At 46.9% G+C, this 16,222-nt stretch carries 19 protein-coding genes; 8 read left to right on the top strand and 11 right to left on the bottom strand.

The window, feature by feature from the left end:
- Nucleotides 1-9: 9 nt before the first annotated feature.
- Genes JNC77_RS04945 through JNC77_RS04925 form a run of 5 tightly spaced genes read right to left on the bottom strand, consistent with a single transcriptional unit; the run spans nucleotide 10 to nucleotide 4,016 of the window.
- Entirely contained in the window at nucleotides 10-690 is a 681-nt protein-coding gene (locus JNC77_RS04945) for an HK97 family phage prohead protease (protein WP_374829985.1), read from the bottom strand.
- Nucleotides 680-1,069, bottom strand: a complete 390-nt coding sequence (locus JNC77_RS04940; protein WP_374829984.1) for a DUF6107 family protein — start codon at nucleotides 1,067-1,069, stop codon at nucleotides 680-682. The genes JNC77_RS04945 and JNC77_RS04940 overlap by 11 nt, the downstream gene beginning before the upstream one ends.
- Before the next feature lie 30 nt (nucleotides 1,070-1,099).
- Nucleotides 1,100-2,269, bottom strand: a complete 1,170-nt coding sequence (locus tag JNC77_RS04935; RefSeq protein ID WP_374829982.1) for a phage portal protein — start codon at nucleotides 2,267-2,269, stop codon at nucleotides 1,100-1,102.
- Between the two features lie 27 nt (nucleotides 2,270-2,296).
- The gene (locus JNC77_RS04930) at nucleotides 2,297-3,553 is read right to left on the bottom strand and encodes a DNA-packaging protein (protein ID WP_445482843.1); all 1,257 of its coding nucleotides are present in this window, start codon (nucleotides 3,551-3,553) and stop codon (nucleotides 2,297-2,299) included.
- Nucleotides 3,498-4,016 (bottom strand): hypothetical protein, encoded by a 519-nt coding sequence (locus JNC77_RS04925; RefSeq protein ID WP_374829980.1) that lies wholly within the window; start codon nucleotides 4,014-4,016, stop codon nucleotides 3,498-3,500. The genes JNC77_RS04930 and JNC77_RS04925 overlap by 56 nt, the downstream gene beginning before the upstream one ends.
- Before the next feature lie 381 nt (nucleotides 4,017-4,397).
- Between JNC77_RS04925 and JNC77_RS04920 the strand changes: the two genes are divergently transcribed.
- The 4 genes from JNC77_RS04920 to JNC77_RS04905 all read left to right on the top strand — a co-directional run bounded on the left by JNC77_RS04920 (nucleotide 4,398) and on the right by JNC77_RS04905 (nucleotide 8,794).
- Entirely contained in the window at nucleotides 4,398-6,545 is a 2,148-nt protein-coding gene (locus tag JNC77_RS04920; protein ID WP_374830509.1) for a transglycosylase domain-containing protein, read from the top strand.
- Nucleotides 6,546-6,557: 12 nt separating this feature from the next.
- On the top strand, nucleotides 6,558-7,157 hold the full coding sequence (locus tag JNC77_RS04915; RefSeq protein WP_374829978.1) for a DUF1214 domain-containing protein: 600 nt from the start codon (nucleotides 6,558-6,560) through the stop codon (nucleotides 7,155-7,157).
- On the top strand, nucleotides 7,157-7,690 hold the full coding sequence (locus JNC77_RS04910) for a DUF1254 domain-containing protein (protein WP_374829976.1): 534 nt from the start codon (nucleotides 7,157-7,159) through the stop codon (nucleotides 7,688-7,690). Before JNC77_RS04915 ends, JNC77_RS04910 begins: the two co-directional genes overlap by 1 nt.
- A 123-nt stretch (nucleotides 7,691-7,813) precedes the next feature.
- Nucleotides 7,814-8,794, top strand: a complete 981-nt coding sequence (locus tag JNC77_RS04905) for a DUF2336 domain-containing protein (RefSeq protein ID WP_374829974.1) — start codon at nucleotides 7,814-7,816, stop codon at nucleotides 8,792-8,794.
- A gap of 6 nt (nucleotides 8,795-8,800) precedes the next feature.
- On the opposite strand, the gene JNC77_RS04900 is transcribed toward JNC77_RS04905, so the two are convergent.
- Genes JNC77_RS04900 through JNC77_RS04890 form a run of 3 tightly spaced genes read right to left on the bottom strand, consistent with a single transcriptional unit; the run spans nucleotide 8,801 to nucleotide 11,427 of the window.
- Nucleotides 8,801-9,169 carry a DUF1491 family protein gene (locus JNC77_RS04900; RefSeq protein ID WP_374829972.1) on the bottom strand — a complete coding sequence of 123 codons (369 nt, stop codon included), beginning with the start codon at nucleotides 9,167-9,169 and terminating at the stop codon, nucleotides 8,801-8,803.
- 13 nt (nucleotides 9,170-9,182) lie between these two features.
- Nucleotides 9,183-10,208, bottom strand: coding sequence for a peptidoglycan-binding domain-containing protein (locus tag JNC77_RS04895; RefSeq protein WP_374829970.1), 1,026 nt, complete (start codon nucleotides 10,206-10,208; stop codon nucleotides 9,183-9,185).
- Entirely contained in the window at nucleotides 10,150-11,427 is a 1,278-nt protein-coding gene (locus JNC77_RS04890; protein WP_374829968.1) for a sensor histidine kinase, read from the bottom strand. The genes JNC77_RS04895 and JNC77_RS04890 overlap by 59 nt, the downstream gene beginning before the upstream one ends.
- 546 nt (nucleotides 11,428-11,973) lie before the next feature.
- Between JNC77_RS04890 and JNC77_RS04885 the strand changes: the two genes are divergently transcribed.
- Nucleotides 11,974-12,369: a DUF5330 domain-containing protein gene (locus JNC77_RS04885; protein ID WP_374829966.1), complete on the top strand. Its 396-nt coding sequence runs from the start codon at nucleotides 11,974-11,976 to the stop codon at nucleotides 12,367-12,369.
- A gap of 116 nt (nucleotides 12,370-12,485) precedes the next feature.
- Nucleotides 12,486-12,908: a SufE family protein gene (locus JNC77_RS04880; RefSeq protein ID WP_374829964.1), complete on the top strand. Its 423-nt coding sequence runs from the start codon at nucleotides 12,486-12,488 to the stop codon at nucleotides 12,906-12,908.
- Nucleotides 12,909-12,911: 3 nt separating this feature from the next.
- Here the strand turns inward: JNC77_RS04880 and JNC77_RS04875 are convergent, their stop codons facing one another.
- Both JNC77_RS04875 and JNC77_RS04870 read right to left on the bottom strand, forming a co-directional pair.
- Complete coding sequence (locus JNC77_RS04875; protein ID WP_374829962.1) at nucleotides 12,912-13,694, bottom strand: DUF6456 domain-containing protein; 783 nt, start codon at nucleotides 13,692-13,694, stop codon at nucleotides 12,912-12,914.
- Entirely contained in the window at nucleotides 13,694-14,143 is a 450-nt protein-coding gene (locus tag JNC77_RS04870) for a helix-turn-helix domain-containing protein (protein ID WP_374829960.1), read from the bottom strand. Before JNC77_RS04870 ends, JNC77_RS04875 begins: the two co-directional genes overlap by 1 nt.
- Nucleotides 14,144-14,367: 224 nt before the next feature.
- Here JNC77_RS04870 and JNC77_RS04865 point away from each other — a divergent pair, with 224 nt between their 5' ends.
- Nucleotides 14,368-14,679 carry a cytoplasmic protein gene (locus JNC77_RS04865; RefSeq protein ID WP_374829958.1) on the top strand — a complete coding sequence of 104 codons (312 nt, stop codon included), beginning with the start codon at nucleotides 14,368-14,370 and terminating at the stop codon, nucleotides 14,677-14,679.
- A gap of 110 nt (nucleotides 14,680-14,789) precedes the next feature.
- Here JNC77_RS04865 and JNC77_RS04860 read toward each other — a convergent pair whose 3' ends face one another.
- Nucleotides 14,790-15,218 carry a Ros/MucR family transcriptional regulator gene (locus JNC77_RS04860; RefSeq protein WP_374829956.1) on the bottom strand — a complete coding sequence of 143 codons (429 nt, stop codon included), beginning with the start codon at nucleotides 15,216-15,218 and terminating at the stop codon, nucleotides 14,790-14,792.
- Nucleotides 15,219-15,785: 567 nt separating this feature from the next.
- On the opposite strand from JNC77_RS04860, the gene msrB reads away from it, so the two are divergent.
- A complete protein-coding gene (gene msrB / locus JNC77_RS04855) occupies nucleotides 15,786-16,214 on the top strand; it encodes a peptide-methionine (R)-S-oxide reductase MsrB (protein ID WP_374829954.1) in 429 nt (142 codons plus the stop codon).
- Nucleotides 16,215-16,222: the final 8 nt, after the last annotated feature.

The following is a 16,222-nucleotide window of genomic DNA, read 5'->3' as shown; positions in this document are numbered from 1 at the left end:
TTTATCCTTTTATCGAAAATAATGTGCGGCCTGACGCAAGCGTTCGGCCATGGATTGACTGTTGCTAGAAAAGGCATCCCGCGGCTCTTCCGGTCGAAATTTTTGCGCTAATGTTGCAAAGCCTTTTGCAATCACCGTGCGCGCTTCTTGTCGGCTGAGCCCCGCATCCCGCGTGAGCCAGCGTTCAAATTCTCTGATGGTAGGAAGCATGCCGGATTTGACCTGCCCAATGCGTGCGAGCGGCTGCATCGGAAAGGTCACGACAGAAATTTCCCATAAATCGGCTTCGGTAATATGGCGCACACCGCTACGCGCATCTTTGCGCGCCTTCACAGTGCGAAAGCCCACCGACAGGCCATCAATTGCTTTACTGCGCAGCAGTTCCAGTGTTTCACGCGCCTGTGCCACACCTTTGGCAAGCCGCCCCTCGACATAAAGCCCTTGGGCGTCTTCACGAATTGTCGTCCAGATGCCAATCGGCTCGGTCGCTTCATGCTGCCACAACATGCGAATGCCGGTAGCGTGCCGACGCTCCAGCGAGCGCGTAAAAGCACCGGCATCCATCACATCATTACCCAGATCCACCACGCCAAAAAGGCTGGCATAACCGGAAAAACTACCATCCAGTTCTACATTATCCAGCTCAAGCGCCATGCGCTTGGTTTCCAGCAGTGAAGTTCTATCCTTCATGCTTCTCCGCCTCTTTTGATTGTTTTTTATTAATAACCTCAACCGCAGGGAGATTAAGCTTCAACCGCTCGACAAAGCGGTTAAAAACCCCAAGCGCCGACCATGCCGCAAGGCTTGCAACAGCCGATCCCATCAACATCAGCTCCGCCCGCCCCAAGCTGTCGATGAGTTCAAATTTTTCAGCAATCTTAATGCCGGCAGCACTGCCAAAAACCATGCCGCAAATGAGGCCAACTGCAAATCGCATCGCCGCCTCGCGCCGCCCCTGCGGCAACATATAACCAAGTGAAACAGCCGATCCCGCCACAGCACCGGCAATGCGTGCAATCCAGACAAGCGCTGTTTCAGACGTCCATACCGGATTATCAAGCGTATTCATTGCTCTCTCCGTTATTCAGATAAGTTCTGTTCAATAGCCAACCGCCTCGCGCTTTTCGTCGGCGTTCAAGAAATCCGCATCACTGATGCGACGCCACAAAGCTTCTCGCTCAGCTGACAAGCCATCAACGCGGTCAAGATCAGGTTCGAAACGTAAATCACCGTTATAAAGAGGCTTCAGCCAACCACTCATGGCATTGGCGGTTCGGTTAATCAGCGGCAGCACTGTCAGCCGGTAAAAAGCGCGATTGGCCTCGGCATAATTGGCGTAAGTATTATCACCCGGAATACCAAGCAGCATCGGCGGCACACCAAAAGCCAAAGCAATTTCACGGCTGGCAGCGTTTTTAGCCTCAATGAAATCCATGTCTTTCGGCGTCAGCCCCATGGCTTTCCAATCAAGGCCACCCTCCAAGAGCAATGGCCGCCCTGCACCATTGGCGCCCGTATAGCCATCTTCCAACTCGTCTTTCAGACGCTGAAATTGTTCTTCAGTAAGATTACCGCCATCTTTAGGTGCATAGACAAGCGCACCGGAAGGACGCGCTGAATTATCCAGCAACGCCTTGTTCCACGCGCCTGCAGCATTATGAATATCAAGCGCCATGAGTGCGGCTTCCAGCGGCGGGAAACCATAATGATCATCCAGCGGATGAAATAATTTCAGATGCAAACCACTGCTTTGCTGATTGTACCCCAGCGGAATGATGCGTTTTATATTACCTGCCCGATAAAGCATTGCAGACGGCCAGCCATTCCCGTCACATTCCACACTCACCCGCTCAGGCCGCAATAAATGCAATTCATGTGTGCCATTGGGTGCGGTTATCCGCTCCATATACGCATTGCCGGACAATAATAAGTGGCCATAAAGACGCTCGAAAAAGCTGGCACCATCCTGCCCTTGCTGCGGATGTTTCATCAGTTGCAAAAGCGGATGGACCTCATGCTCGGTCACATCTTCATAGAGCAGCCAAGGCACCGAGGCTGCCGCTTCTGCAATCATCCGCACGCAGCGATGTACCACGGGATTACGCATAAAGCCTTCCCGCGCCAGCGAGGTATAATCTCTTGCAACCCAGGAAGCCGATTGCGCCATATGCAAAGTGACAAAACCGGTTGAATGTTTCATTTCCGCTGGACGCGCAGCCGCAGCAGATGGAAGCGTAGCACTTTTGCGCCACGGCCATGATAATGCCATTGGAAGGCCCTCATATTTAATCGAGAATTATGTATTCAGCCGCCGGATACGTGGCTTATATTCGCTGCCCAGCATCAATTCGCTAAGCGCCCACACCATGGCATCAAGCCGGTCAGGCGAGCGCCCCGATGACAAACCATCAGGGGCAAAATCACACATTTCATCTTCCAGCGCCGGAAAGCGTGCTGCATGACGAACACGTCCCTGCTCATAAAGTGCTGCAACCGGTTCAGCGCGCAGATATTTGCCTCGTTTTGCCCTGACTGATCGCACCGGCACGGATGTATCTTGTGCACCAATCACGGCATTGACCATCTCGCCGCCCTGATTGACCTCTGCGATAATCGCATCCGCCTCGAACTGATGATAGAGTGTCACGGCGCGTTGCGCCCATTGATGCGGTTTGACTTGGTTCATACTGGCGTCCAGCAACACATGCCCGACACCATTTTCGTCAATGCCAGCAACTATAATGCCACAGGCATCGGAGTTTTTGCCGGAACTGGCAGGCGGATCCACCGCCACGACAATGCGTGTAAGTTCCGGTGTAACCGCACAAATCACATGCTCGATCATATCACGCGACCACAATGCATCGGCGCGCTCTTCAATCATCTCGCCGTCCAGTTCCTGACGCCCAAGACGCGTATTGCCATAGCGCTCTTCGATGGAGCTTATAAAAGCACTAGCCAGATGCGCCGCATTCTCACTGGTTTTCATCCGCGTGACGGGGATGTTTTTATCATCAAGCAGATGCCGCAACAGCGGAACAGCCCGCGGCGTGGTGGTGATGATCTGGCGCGGATTGTCGCCAAGCCGAAGACCAAACTGCAACATGTCCCATGTTTCTTGAGCATGTTTCCATTTGGCCAATTCATCACACCAGGCCGCATCAAATTGAGGCCCGCGCAGACTGTCCGGATCTTCTGATGAATATAATGAGGCAATTGCCCCATTTTGCCAAACCAGCCGACGCCTTGTCGCTTCATAGCGCGGACGCTCCTGCCGCGAGACAGACAAAATGCCCGAAGGCCCGTCAATCATCACCTCGCGAATATCGCCAAGCGTTTCGCCAACCAATGCAATATGCCCGCTGGCTCTTTTCGTAAATGGTGCTAACCCAAGCGCCATGCCGGACACCCATTCAGCACCTGCACGTGTTTTTCCCGAACCGCGCCCGCCCAAAATCAGCCAGCTACGCCAATTACCAAGAGGTGGTAATTGTGCATCACGCGCCTGAAACAACCACTCCCTGCTCAATGCTATTTTCTGCTGCACACTCAGTCCGGCGACGCAGGATTTCAGCCGCCCTTTCTCCCGCAAGTTCGTTTATTCTCCTGTCAATTTTTTCCAAAGCCGCGCCAATACCGGTCAAATCATCATGGGTATTAACGCCAGTTTCAGGCTCGGCGCTACCTTCCCGCATCAGCTCCACGACTGTTTTCACCGTGCGCGCCAAGGCAGTCAGCGCATCGGCAGAAGATTTATCCGGCAGACCACTATCATTGGCAAGGCGTGCAAGCTCCGTTTGCAACTTCACCATGATACCCGCCGCTTCACCATAAAGACCAAACGGATTTTCAATATGCGCACTCACCAAACCAAGCTTCAAAAGGCGCTTGCGATAAGTGCTTTCTGCTATGCCTAAAACACTCGCCATTTCCATTGCTGCAATATTATAACGCTGCTGCATACGCGCAGCCGCTCGTAATTTTGCGATAGCTTTATTTTCAGAGCTTTCTCTCACTGAAAAATCTCCGTTTTACATCTAAAGAAAAAGCCTTATCAGCCCCGCCAATAATGCTCATTCTGTTATCAAAATTTATGGATTATCTTTCCGGCCTAACAGCATAGCATAAATTGCTATATCCGCTCTGCTTCAACACTGTGTTTAGACGCAATTACCGGACTATAACTAATACCTACCTTAGAACCGTGACACGGTCAAGGATTATTTTCCTAACACGGATTATTTTCTCAAATCCATGATAAGTTTCTGGTTACCTTAATCGACAATTCAATTTTAAACACACACGCTTTCAAAAAATCTTTGTTATACTCTCCTTTATATAAACTATAAAAGCCAGAAACGCATTGATTTAGTAATAAAAGCACTGTTATGCAGAATATGAACGAGCCGGAAAATAGCATCTCAAAACCGCGCCGAAAATTTCGTGTATCGCGGTTAATCGGATTCGATGCGTGGCTTGATAGCAGCTTTTATAATTTAAGATTCTTTTTCAGCGAATTTTGGGAAAATATTACTATTTTCTTCCGCCGTTTTCGCGTGCGTGGTTTTCGCCGTTTCTTGATTGAAATCTTAAGCGAATGCGCCACTTGGGGCACCGTTGGCGCTGTATTGATGCTGGCGCTTGCCCTGCCCGCCTTTGAAGAAACCAAAAAAGACTGGCGCGCACAGGATAATTACGCTGTTACTTTCCTTGACCGCAACGGTAATGAAATCGGCCAGCGTGGAATTTTACATCGTGAAGCTGTGCCGATTGATGAATTACCAGACCATGTGATGAAAGCCGTTCTTGGCACCGAAGACCGTCGTTTCTTCGAGCATTTCGGCATTGACCTATGGGGATTGTCACGCGCTTTCAGTCAAAACATGCAGGCAAACGGCGTTGTGCAAGGTGGCTCCACAATCACCCAGCAATTGGCCAAAAATTTGTTTTTGACCAATGAACGCACCATTGAGCGCAAAATCAAAGAAGCATTTCTGGCGCTTTGGCTCGAAGCCAATTTGAACAAGAAAGAAATTTTGCAGCTTTATCTTGATCGCGCTTATATGGGCGGCGGCACATTCGGTATTGCGGCGGCATCAGAATTTTACTTCGGAAAAAATATCAAAGACGTCAATCTTGCCGAAGCGGCTATGCTTGCAGGGCTTTTTAAAGCACCAGCCAAGTTTGCTCCTCATGTCAATTTGCCAGCCGCACGCGCGCGCGCCAGTGTTGTGCTATCCAATATGATTGATAGCGGCATGATGAGCGAAGGCCAGATTATGGCCGCCAAGCGTAATCCGGCGAGTGTCATTGACCGCGCCAAAAGCGACAGTCCTGATTATTTCCTCGACTGGGCTTTTGACGAGGTCAAGCGCGTCACACAAAATTTGCCGCAGCATTCATTGATTGTGCGCACCACACTTGATCGTGGCATTCAAAAGGCTGCCGAAGAAGCAATCGAGTTTCATTTACGAACATTTGGCACTGATTATAAAGTAACCGAAGCTGCAACCGTCGTGCTTGACCATGATGGCGGCGTGCGTGCCATAGTTGGCGGCAGGGACTATGGTGAAAGCCAATTTAATCGCGCCACTTCCGCCTCGCGTCAGACCGGCTCATCCTTCAAGCCTTATGTCTATGCGGCGGCGATGGAAAAAGGCATGACACCGGAAACCATTGTTTCCGATGCGCCCATTGCCTGGGGCAATTGGGCACCACGCAATTATGGCCGAAGCTTTTCCGGTCGTGTCAGTCTCACCACCGCACTGGTTAAATCGCTCAACAGTGTGCCGGTTCGCATTGCCAAAGACCATTTGACTACCGCCCCGATCGTGGCGCTTGTCAAAGCCATTGGTGTGCAATCACCTGTTTCATCACATAAAACCATGGTTCTTGGCACATCTGGCATGACGGTTATGGAACAAGCCATGGGATTTAATGTTTTTGCCAATGGCGGCATGGCAGGCACCAAGCACGGTTTCACGCAAATCACCACAAGCGACGGTCGCATCATTTGGGATTTGAAGCGTGACGGTGAAAAACCACATCGGGTACTTTCTGAGAAAGCAGCGATTGATATGAACTCCATGCTGGTGCAAGTACCGGAATGGGGAACGGCGCGTCGCGCCAGTCTGCCCATGACCAGGGTTGCTGGAAAAACCGGCACCACCCAAAGCTATCGCGATGCTTGGTTTGTTGGCTATACGGGCAATTTCACGGCTGCTGTTTGGTTCGGCAATGATAATTTCAGCCCAATGAATAATCTGACAGGCGGTATTCTTCCGGCCATGACATGGCAACGGATGATGAATTATGCGCATCAAAATGTGGAACTCAAACCAATTTTCGGTATTAAAAATCCGTTTCCCGAGAAGCCTAAAAATGCACCGGACACACAAATTGCTACGCATGATGACAGCGATATCCAACGCCCGACATTGCTGACCCCGCACATGACCAAATTCTTGCAAAAACTGCATAATGATTTTGTCAATGCACCAGCATTGCCTGATACCAGTGGGCCTAAAAATTTAAGCCTTTTATAAAGGGATCACCTGATGAGGCTTATTTTACGTAATCTTTCTTCTATCCTGTTTGCACTCGCTATAGCGCTTGGCGGCGGGATATGGTCAGCACGCTGGGCATTGGATCATTTTGGTGGTTTCAGCGAGCTTGCTACCGGTGAATGGATTTCTTATCCGCTCGCCGGAAGCCCTCATGCTGATCCTTATGCAAAAGCGCGCTCCGCACGCTTAGGCAATCTTTCACTGGGAGCGGCGGAAGGTTTGATTTTTTATGCCCGCTCAAGCAGTGACGGCAGAGCTTTAATGCGTGGCTGCACTTATAAAATGTCCGGCACCAGCCCCAATGCACGCTTCTGGACACTTCTTGCGACCGATGACAAGGGAGCACTTTTGTCAGACAATGAATATCTGCCGACATCTCTTCTTTCAAATAATGTCGCAAAAACTGGCAATGGAGATTTTGAAATCACCATCAGTCCGCAAGCACAGGACAATAATTGGCTAAGTGTCAGCGGTAGCGGCCAGTTTACACTGGTGATGACGCTTTATGATACACCGGTTGCCAGTTCTGCAAGCTTCAGCGAGATCACCATGCCCCGCATTACAGCACTTCGTAACGGGAGCAAATGCTGATGCTCAGATTTCTATACGCAGGCCTGCTTGGTATTGTCGGAGCTGCGATTATCCATATTCTGGTCGTTTTACTGGTTCCGACTTATTCCGATCAAAATGCATGGTCACAGATCAGCAAACTTGGTGAACCTCATAAGTTTCATGATTTGTCAAAGTTACAGCGATTGACTGCTTCCTCCGATCCTTATTTCATTGAAGCTGCATGCCGTTTCGAACTCGCAGATCAAGCCATCCATGTACATGCTGAAGGTTTGCTGCCCTTCTGGTCTGTTTCCATTTACAATCGGCAAGGTGACAATCTGTTTAATTTCAATGACACAATTTCTGCTGATGGCGATCTTGATCTCATCATTTCGCCTTTATCACTTGCCTCTGCGTTAAAAACCAGTCTGGCAGAAGCACAATCTCATTCCGTATTGATCGAGCAAGATATTTTAGAGGGTATTGTTACACTGCGAGGCTTGGTGCCAGATGCCAGCTGGCAAGAACTTGGCAGGCAGACTTTAGCCGGTGCCAGTTGCACGCCTCTCTAGCGCGTATCCGCACATTTATTTTTCAACACGGTTAATAAGTTGCTAAGTGTTATTAGTTAAATTGAAACGGACTGTTCTTTTGTATGAGCAGTTTCAGTTCAGTGTAGCAGCGGAGTAGCAAGCGTGACCCGTGATCAGTATCGCGCCTTAGAAGGGTTTTCAATCAGCCGTAACCCTGCTGACAGCAAAGCAGATGATTTGCTGACGGCTGCCATCTCAGGCTATGCATCGATCACCCGCCCCGGTCGACAGGAATTGTTGCAGCTGGAAGATCTCGCCATGCCGTTGATTGATTATGCAACGGCCAAGGGCAAACACGATGCGGCCATGCGATTGGTGCATATGCAGGACGCACCGCACAGTCTCGTTTTCAAACTGGCACATGAGCCAACCAATATTTCTGCACCCCTTTTGCTACGCTCCGATGCATTGTCAACCAGCGACCTTCTGCATTTGATTGAATCACGCGGCATCGGACATGCACGCATTATTGCCCGCCGTCATGATCAGGATGCGTTGCTTATTGGTCTATTGCAAAGCTTTGACGATGCAGAGATCAACCAAATTCTCGAACGTCAAGGCCATTTGCCGAGCCTGCATAATTCTGAACAGATCGCCAAGCCGCAAGCGGAAAAAACCAATTCGCAAAAGCTGATGCAAATTCATCAGCAGCTCAATATGATGATGCGGGATGCGAATGTAGATTTAGAGCATTCCGTTAAGCGTAATTTACCGCCTCAATCGGCTTATCAAGTGCCGGAAAATCACCTGATCGACAGCGCATTGCTGATCAATTGCGATTTTTTCCGCACCGCGCTGGCCGATGCCCTCGGCGTCAGCCTGGAGCGTGCAAAACACATTATTGGTGAGTGGCCCAGCTCACAATTACCAATCGCTCTTAAAGCGCTTAATCTAAGTGCGCAGGATTGCTATCTGATCATGACGGCCGTGCTTGGTACCATTCATGGTGATCGTGACAGTTTGCGGGATTTTGTAAATATTTATCGCTCGATCAAACCGGAAACAGCTCAGCAAATCATTGAGCGCTGGAAAGCGGAAGATAATATGATTGAGCATGGCGGCCTCAAAAAGACAGCCATATAAGGTGCCTCAGAGATAAGGATCAGGCACGATTAAAATATAAGGTGTCAGATCCTCAATATCTTCGATCTCCAAAACCCATAAGTCGCTGTCGAATTTTTTCTCACTCGCAAGGCGCTTGTCAATTGTCTCACTATCTACCTGATCCATTGACAAGATAAAGCCGCGCTCTTCCGGCTTGCGTTCATCATAGGCGCTTTGCGGTGCCGGTGCATAAAGCGTCCATAATTCTTCATGGAAGCTCTGTGACTGTACGCGCTTTTTAATAAAGATCGCTCCTGCTTCACCGGAGCCGCGCTCCGCCAGATAGGCAAAGCCACCATCCAAGCGAATACGCTTTATAAGAGCTGTAACCCAAAATTCCGATGTTACCCGCATTCTCTAAACCTTGTCAGCTGATCAGTCCAATTTCGCGCATTTTTCCGATCAACTGTGCATCCACCTGTCCGGTAATCTGCATATCAAAGAGTTTCTGAAACTCACGGATTGCATCTTGAGTGGATTTTCCTGCCACACCATCTACGATGATCAGGTCATTTCCAAAGGCTTTTAGCCCTGCCTGAACTCGCACTATATCCTGCGATGTAACGGGCTGCGCATTAGTGGTCAATGATGCCTGAACGGCTTCTGGACGTGCTGGTTTTTCAGGTTTCACATCAATCTTTACAGAGGGTGTTTCCTGCTTCAATGAAACATTGGACGTAACCACTTTATCAATCGACACAGTATTTTGCTGACGTGGCCGTGCTTCCGGCACTGCAACCTGAAGGATATTTTCAATAGTCGACGAAGCTGGTGCTTTTTCCAGTTCTGATGTCGTGGGCGTGTTCACACCGGCCTTCTGCTGCAATAATTGCCATTGCTCGACAGCTTGGCGCGTTTTAGGACCAGGCAAACCATCGACAGTACCATCATATAGGCCAAGCGAGCGTAATTTTTGCTGTATTTTTGCTATTTCCAAATCAGCATTGGGTGCCAAAGCCGGCAATTCATCCGTCAGCTCGACACTATCCAATGAAGCTATCTGACTCGATTTATCCTGAACTTCATCAGCTGGCTTTAAACTTTGCGACACATCAGGTGTTGGTGCAGCCTGTTTGTCATTATTATTGGCAGCAGACGACAAAAGACTTGGCTTCGGGGTGGGTACAAAAACCAGTTCCGGACGTGTGCGAAAAAACGTATTGTCATGCGATTGCGGCTGGTACCACAATGCATTGGCCGACACAAATCCCATGACAACCAGAAAAGCGGTGGCACCACCGGTTAAAACAGGATTGCGAACCATAAATCTGCCGGCGAACAAAGCTCCCGACGAAACCGTGGTGAATAAAAATCCGACCAAACGTTCGCTAAGACTACGCGATCTTTCGTTCCTGCGACTGTTTCTTCTCACCGGATTCTTCCTGCCTGACATAGTGCCTTCCAATCTGTAGACGGTTGATATTCAAAACCGTCACGCTTTCCGCTTTGTCCTTTTCAGCCTGCGCTTTCAATTCCTGCTGTTGCCAGCCCAGATCATTAACCGGCCCCGCCAATGGCAAACGTATAGTAACAATTGTGCCTTTACCGAGACGGCTTGAAATTTCAAATTGTCCTTCGTGTTTTTCAACTAAGGTTTTCACCAGTGAAAGTCCTAAGCCCGCTCCTTCGGCGCCAGAAAAAGCACTGTTTCCCACCTGCGTAAAAGGTTGGCCAAGGCGTTCGATATCAGCTTCTGCAATGCCTACACCATTATCAGAAATAGTGAAAACCATCTGCTCGCAATTGCTAATATCTTTAAACCCATCCAATGTCACACAGCCACCCTTAGGGGTAAATTTCACTGCATTGCCCATCAGATTGATTAAAATCTGCTGCACGGCACGCTGATCTGCAATCATGTTGCCGATTGAATTGCGAATGCGGTCACACAAAATCACCTGTTTTTGTTCGGCTTGTGGTGCAAGGACATTCATCGACAGATCAACAGCGTCGCGGATGGAGAAATCCTTCGGCATAATCTGATAAGTACCCGCCTCAATCTTGGAAGCATCCAGGATAGTATTGACGATATCCAACGAATAAAGCCCTGAACGTTGAATTAATAAAGCATAATCACGTTGCTTTTCATTTTCAAAACGGCAGCCCATTTCATGCAGCAATATATCCGAAAAGCCGATAATCGCGTTTAGCGGATTGCGCAATTCATGGCTAAGTGAGGCAAGTGCATGACGGCGAGAGCTGACCACCTCTGCTAATTCAACTTTGAGATTTGCCAGATCGTCGACCTGTTGCATTTCTTTACTGCTATCAACAGCCGCCAGATAGATCATCTTTCCGTGGTCTGATTCAATTAAGGCACCAGAAATACGGAAATAACGATACTCAACGCTTTGTTGATTATCCTCATCTGTCACCACATGACGAATGCGGACATGACAAGCATTTTTACCAATATCACGTTGATGGCGGATATCAGCCATTAACTGCAAATAATAAATACGATCTGACACATGGATACGATCCAGCAATAAAGTACCAATGACCACATCACGGCCAAGACCTAAAATATGAGATGAGTGCTGCGAAACATCCGTGATCATACCATCAAGATCGAGTTGCAAACCCAAACCACCGAATACTTTTTCGAACAAAGCTATTTGATCAGGCGCATTTGTTTTGTGCTGTCTGCTCGACTTGATCCAATGCTGATATAAATTGTCATGAAGAGACGAACAGCTTTGTATTGCTGCCTGCACTTTCTTCATTAAACTTTTAAGCACTGAAACCAATTGGTCTTACTCTCTATGATGATGGTCGTGGGGCGGTATCAGACAATACTGACGACAGCCGTTCCTTTGCACCATGAAGGTCAGCCTTTAATGAAAGGATAAAAATCAGCACTTTGAAGTCTTATTTGCGGATTTAGAGCCCATGAAAACCCAAGCTTTTACAACTATGGTAAATGGATAGTTTAGTCTCGGCGGATCAATATTAAAAAAACCGCGATTCTTGGTAAGGTTTACGCATTCAGCGTTGATTAATTGATCATTATAAATGCTGGTTTTGCCTCAAAAATGATACATTTGCATTCTGATTAAAAAACATAAATCCATAATTTAACGTCTCATTGATGCTCAGCATGATAAAAGCACATTCAAGACTTATAGTAAGGTAATTGTACAAGGCATGATAAGAAAATGATACGGTTCATCATCAAATCCGTGTTTTGGCTGTCACTGGCCTTTATTGTCATGCCCAAAATCATCAATACCGATACGGATCAAACCAAGCGCCAAGATGCTGCCATTGTGCTGCCTCCGAGAGAAAAGATTGATGGTATGATTGCCGCCGGTCAGACTGCGGCAGAGGTTGGCGGATTTTGTTTCAGTAATCCGCAACTTTGTATCGATGGTAAAAACATGCTTTCTGCAGCAGGATCGGGATTGCGGAATGGAAGTAGCAAATTGCTTGATTTTTTAAGTGATCAGTTCGGCTCTGAGACAACACAAAATAAAACGCCACACACAGATACTGAGCACTCAGCTCCAACCGCACCAGATCATCAAGTACCATTACCGCGCTACAGGCCATAATGAACGTCAAATAAATAATATTGTTAGGGTGACGTAAGCTTGTGGCTGCGTTATACAAGTGACATTCATCAAGGTTCACGCATTAAGATGCACTGTAAAGCAAGACGACCAAGATTATGACCGACAGCAAAATCGACAGCATTATTTCCGATTTCGAGTTTCTGGATGATTGGGAAGACCGTTATCGTTATGTAATAGATTTAGGCAAAGATCTCAGCCCTTATCCTGATGATGCAAGAAGTGCGGAATATAAAGTGCAAGGCTGCGTCAGTCAGGTCTGGTTAAAATTACTACCATACGAAGGCAATGACCCTGTTTTGGTATTTTTAGGCGATTCCGACGCACACATCGTGCGCGGATTGGTGGCATTGGTGCTGGCATTTTATGAAGGCAAACATGCTTCCGAAATCATTCGTACCGATCCGGAGGAGCTTTTGAAAACATTGGGGCTTGATGAACACCTCACCCCACAGCGCTCCAATGGTCTGCGCTCAATGATCAGCCGTATTCGTGCCGAGGCTCAAAAAGCATTAAGCTGATACTTATAATGACGGGCGATAATCATAAGCGCCCCAATGTAAAACACCAGATGATGATCTACGCTGAGCTACCGGATGATAGTGCCGGTGCAAAATCGACAGACCCGTTTTGATCATCATTTTGGCTGAACGTGCTGGCCAATTTCTTTCTGTTTCGACCTGACCTAAGGTTTTTAAAAAGCAGCAAATATCGACTAAAGCACCACTTAATTCAGGCCCTACTGCATCCAGTGCTTTTTCGACCCTTATACGTGCGGCCATGGCTGCATCGCTTAATTCCACTCCGCCATGGCAGATACCACGGCTATGAGTTTGCACATCTGCATTCCAATGCGAAGTCACACGCGGCATCATCAAGCCCCGGGTAAAGTCCGAGCGCAAACGTTCGCCTGCATTAAATTCTGCATCTGTTAAAAAACTTTGCTTTGCTGCATTTTTCATGCGGTAAAGAACAGCAAGTGGCGATTCAGCCAAATTTAGCTTTACCTTTTTTGCTCTGCCCTGATCGGAAAGCTGAACCTCTGCAATATGTCGGTTCTTTTGATAAACAAGATAATCAATGCCCTGCGGGCTCAAACTTAGAATTTCTCCCTTACCAGCCTGCAAATACCCCTCTCTGGCCAAAGTAACCAAGCAATCTTGCGTAACAGAAATTGTGCCATGTTCAGAATTTAAGAGCATCATGTCGCGCGCTGCCGCCTGCTCAGGTTTGGCCGGACTCTTATGAAGAAATTTCAGTACCCTTATCATCGCCAAATTACGCTCTGCATTATGCTGAACATTCATTATTTTGCCCTCCAATGAATAGAAAAAGCAACAGCGACTATTCTTTCAAAATTATGTAGGATTTGATCGAAATCCGCATCATCACGCATATTTTCAATTTGATGACACGCATACATGACCGTTGACCTATCACGGCCAAAGCCCGCCGCAACGGTCGTCATCGTCATGCCGAACATCGTATGGGCGACGTACATACCAATTTGACGAATTCGCGCAATTTCTTTAGTTCCACGCACGGAATTACGTAATTCACTTCCTGAAACACCGAAAGCGTCACTGAGCAAATCGATAAGGCCGTCACAAATTTCCAGTGCTTTTTTCTTGAACCGTACTGACCGTTTTTTTAAATTGTCCAGCCGAACCGGCCGTATCTGTCGTGCGGCAATCATTTCCAAGGCCTCGTAAACCTCGGCCTCGACACGAATAACGCCGGAAAACTGAAAAGACATATACCCCTCCACTAAATAGGAATATATTCTTATACACTATCTTGCAAAAACGAGGATAACTTTCTTATAGGAATCAGTTAATTTTGAAATTATCCTCAGCATAATGTAAAAAATCACATTTATTAAGGATTATTATCCTACAGTGACATAAATATAAGACAATGATCCCAACCCCTGAGATTCTACTCAGACGTCAATTATCAAAAAAACGGGATCATCATCACATGCAAAGCATCAATCTTAAACAAAGTATCGCGATCTTTCAGGCCGAAAAACAACGCATAGCCATGCACGCAACACAGCGTGCAGCCTTACAAATACTAGCCAATATCGATATGGAGAAAATTTTGTCTGCTCCATTGACAGAACAAAAAAGCGCCACCAAAAAACTACGCCGTCTCATCGAGCGGGAAAGATTGAAAGGCAATGCCGGACATTGGTCTTATGATCTCAACCGCCATATCGCCCTCAAACAAGCACTCGACCGGTTAAGAATTACCATGCAAGAAAGAACAGCATCCATCTCTCTTCAATAGAAATTATATTTCGTTAAAAAAATAAAAAACCATACTCTGGCAAAACATCCAAAGTATGGTTTTAAAATGATCAATGAAGACTTAGCGCATCAAAGAAGCTGAGTAATAAATCAAGCTTCTTTTGCTTTGCGGCCAAGGCCCATTTTCTTAGCAAGGTTGGAGCGTGCTTTGGCGTAATTTGGCGCAACCATCGGATAGTTTGGCTCCAAATCCCACTTTTCACGATATTGTTCAGGGGTCAGATTAAAGTGAGTCATCAAATGACGCTTCAGCGACTTGAACTTTTTACCATCTTCAAGGCAGATGATATAATCATCATGCACTGACTTCTTTGGATTCACAGCTGGCTTCGGTTTTTCAACCACCGGCACTTCTTCAACACGCACTTCAGTACGGGAGAATGCAGCATGAACATCCGTAATCAGTGCCGGAAGATCGCTCGGACGAATGGAATTATTGCCAACATAAGCTGCAACGATATCAGCTGTTAAGCTTAACAGCAGATCGCGGCTAGCATCATATTCGTCGTTATGGTCCATCTGAGTTCCTTTAATTATATTAGTGCAAGACATATCTGGGGGCCGATATGATACTTGGCGAAGAAATCAAGCTGATAACTTGTTAGTTATATCTGCATCCCGCTTATTCAAGGGGGATATGACGAATTACATGCAAAAAGTCAAATATTTTTACTCTATTATGCTAAAATAATCAGCATAAATCCTTCAATTAATGCAATTCAGCTCACCATAAATTGGGATATACTAAGCATACATTTTTATTATGAAGGAAAAATGCTTTACCAACAGGAACTTATCACCGTTTTAAGTGGTAAGTTAATTATGAACTACATTACAATCATAAAAATTAGCACACTAATAGATATCCATAATTACGGCTACTTCATGTCAAGTGGAGGAACTATTGTATATTAGTGTCTTTATCATAGGCCACACATAAAACTATATTTAACCGGATGATCAAAATTTTATGTGCCCTGAGATATGCAACACAATGACGTGAGTTCATCTCCATGAAGGACATTGCCACCACAAATTGCTATTATGGTTTTGACAAATAAAATCACTGCTTCAAAGGAAAAACCCATGTCCGATCAAACAACACGTAAACGTCCACTTAAAGTTATTAAAACAGATGCAGAATGGCGTGAGCAATTAACTGAGATTCAATATCAGATCACCCGCCAACATGGTACAGAACGCGCCTTCTCAAGCCCTGATTTCAATAGTCATCTGCAAGGCAAATATCTCTGTGTCTGCTGTGAGCAGCCGCTCTATAGCTCCAAAGCCAAGTATGATTCCGGCTCCGGCTGGCCAAGTTTCTTTGAACCTATCAATGACGATGTGATTGCATTGTTTGAAGATCATTCCTATGACATGCATCGCACCGAAATCCGTTGCGCGGATTGCGATGCCCATTTAGGCCATCGTTTTCCTGACGGTCCGCAGCCTACAGGATTGCGGCATTGTATTAATGGCAATGCGCTGATCTTTGTCGAAGATATAGCTTCGTAATTAAGCCG

Source organism: Paenochrobactrum pullorum, from assembly GCF_041929845.1.
GTDB classification, from domain to species: Bacteria; Pseudomonadota; Alphaproteobacteria; order Rhizobiales; family Rhizobiaceae; genus Paenochrobactrum; species Paenochrobactrum pullorum.
This window is presented reverse-complemented; position numbering and strand designations above follow the sequence as displayed.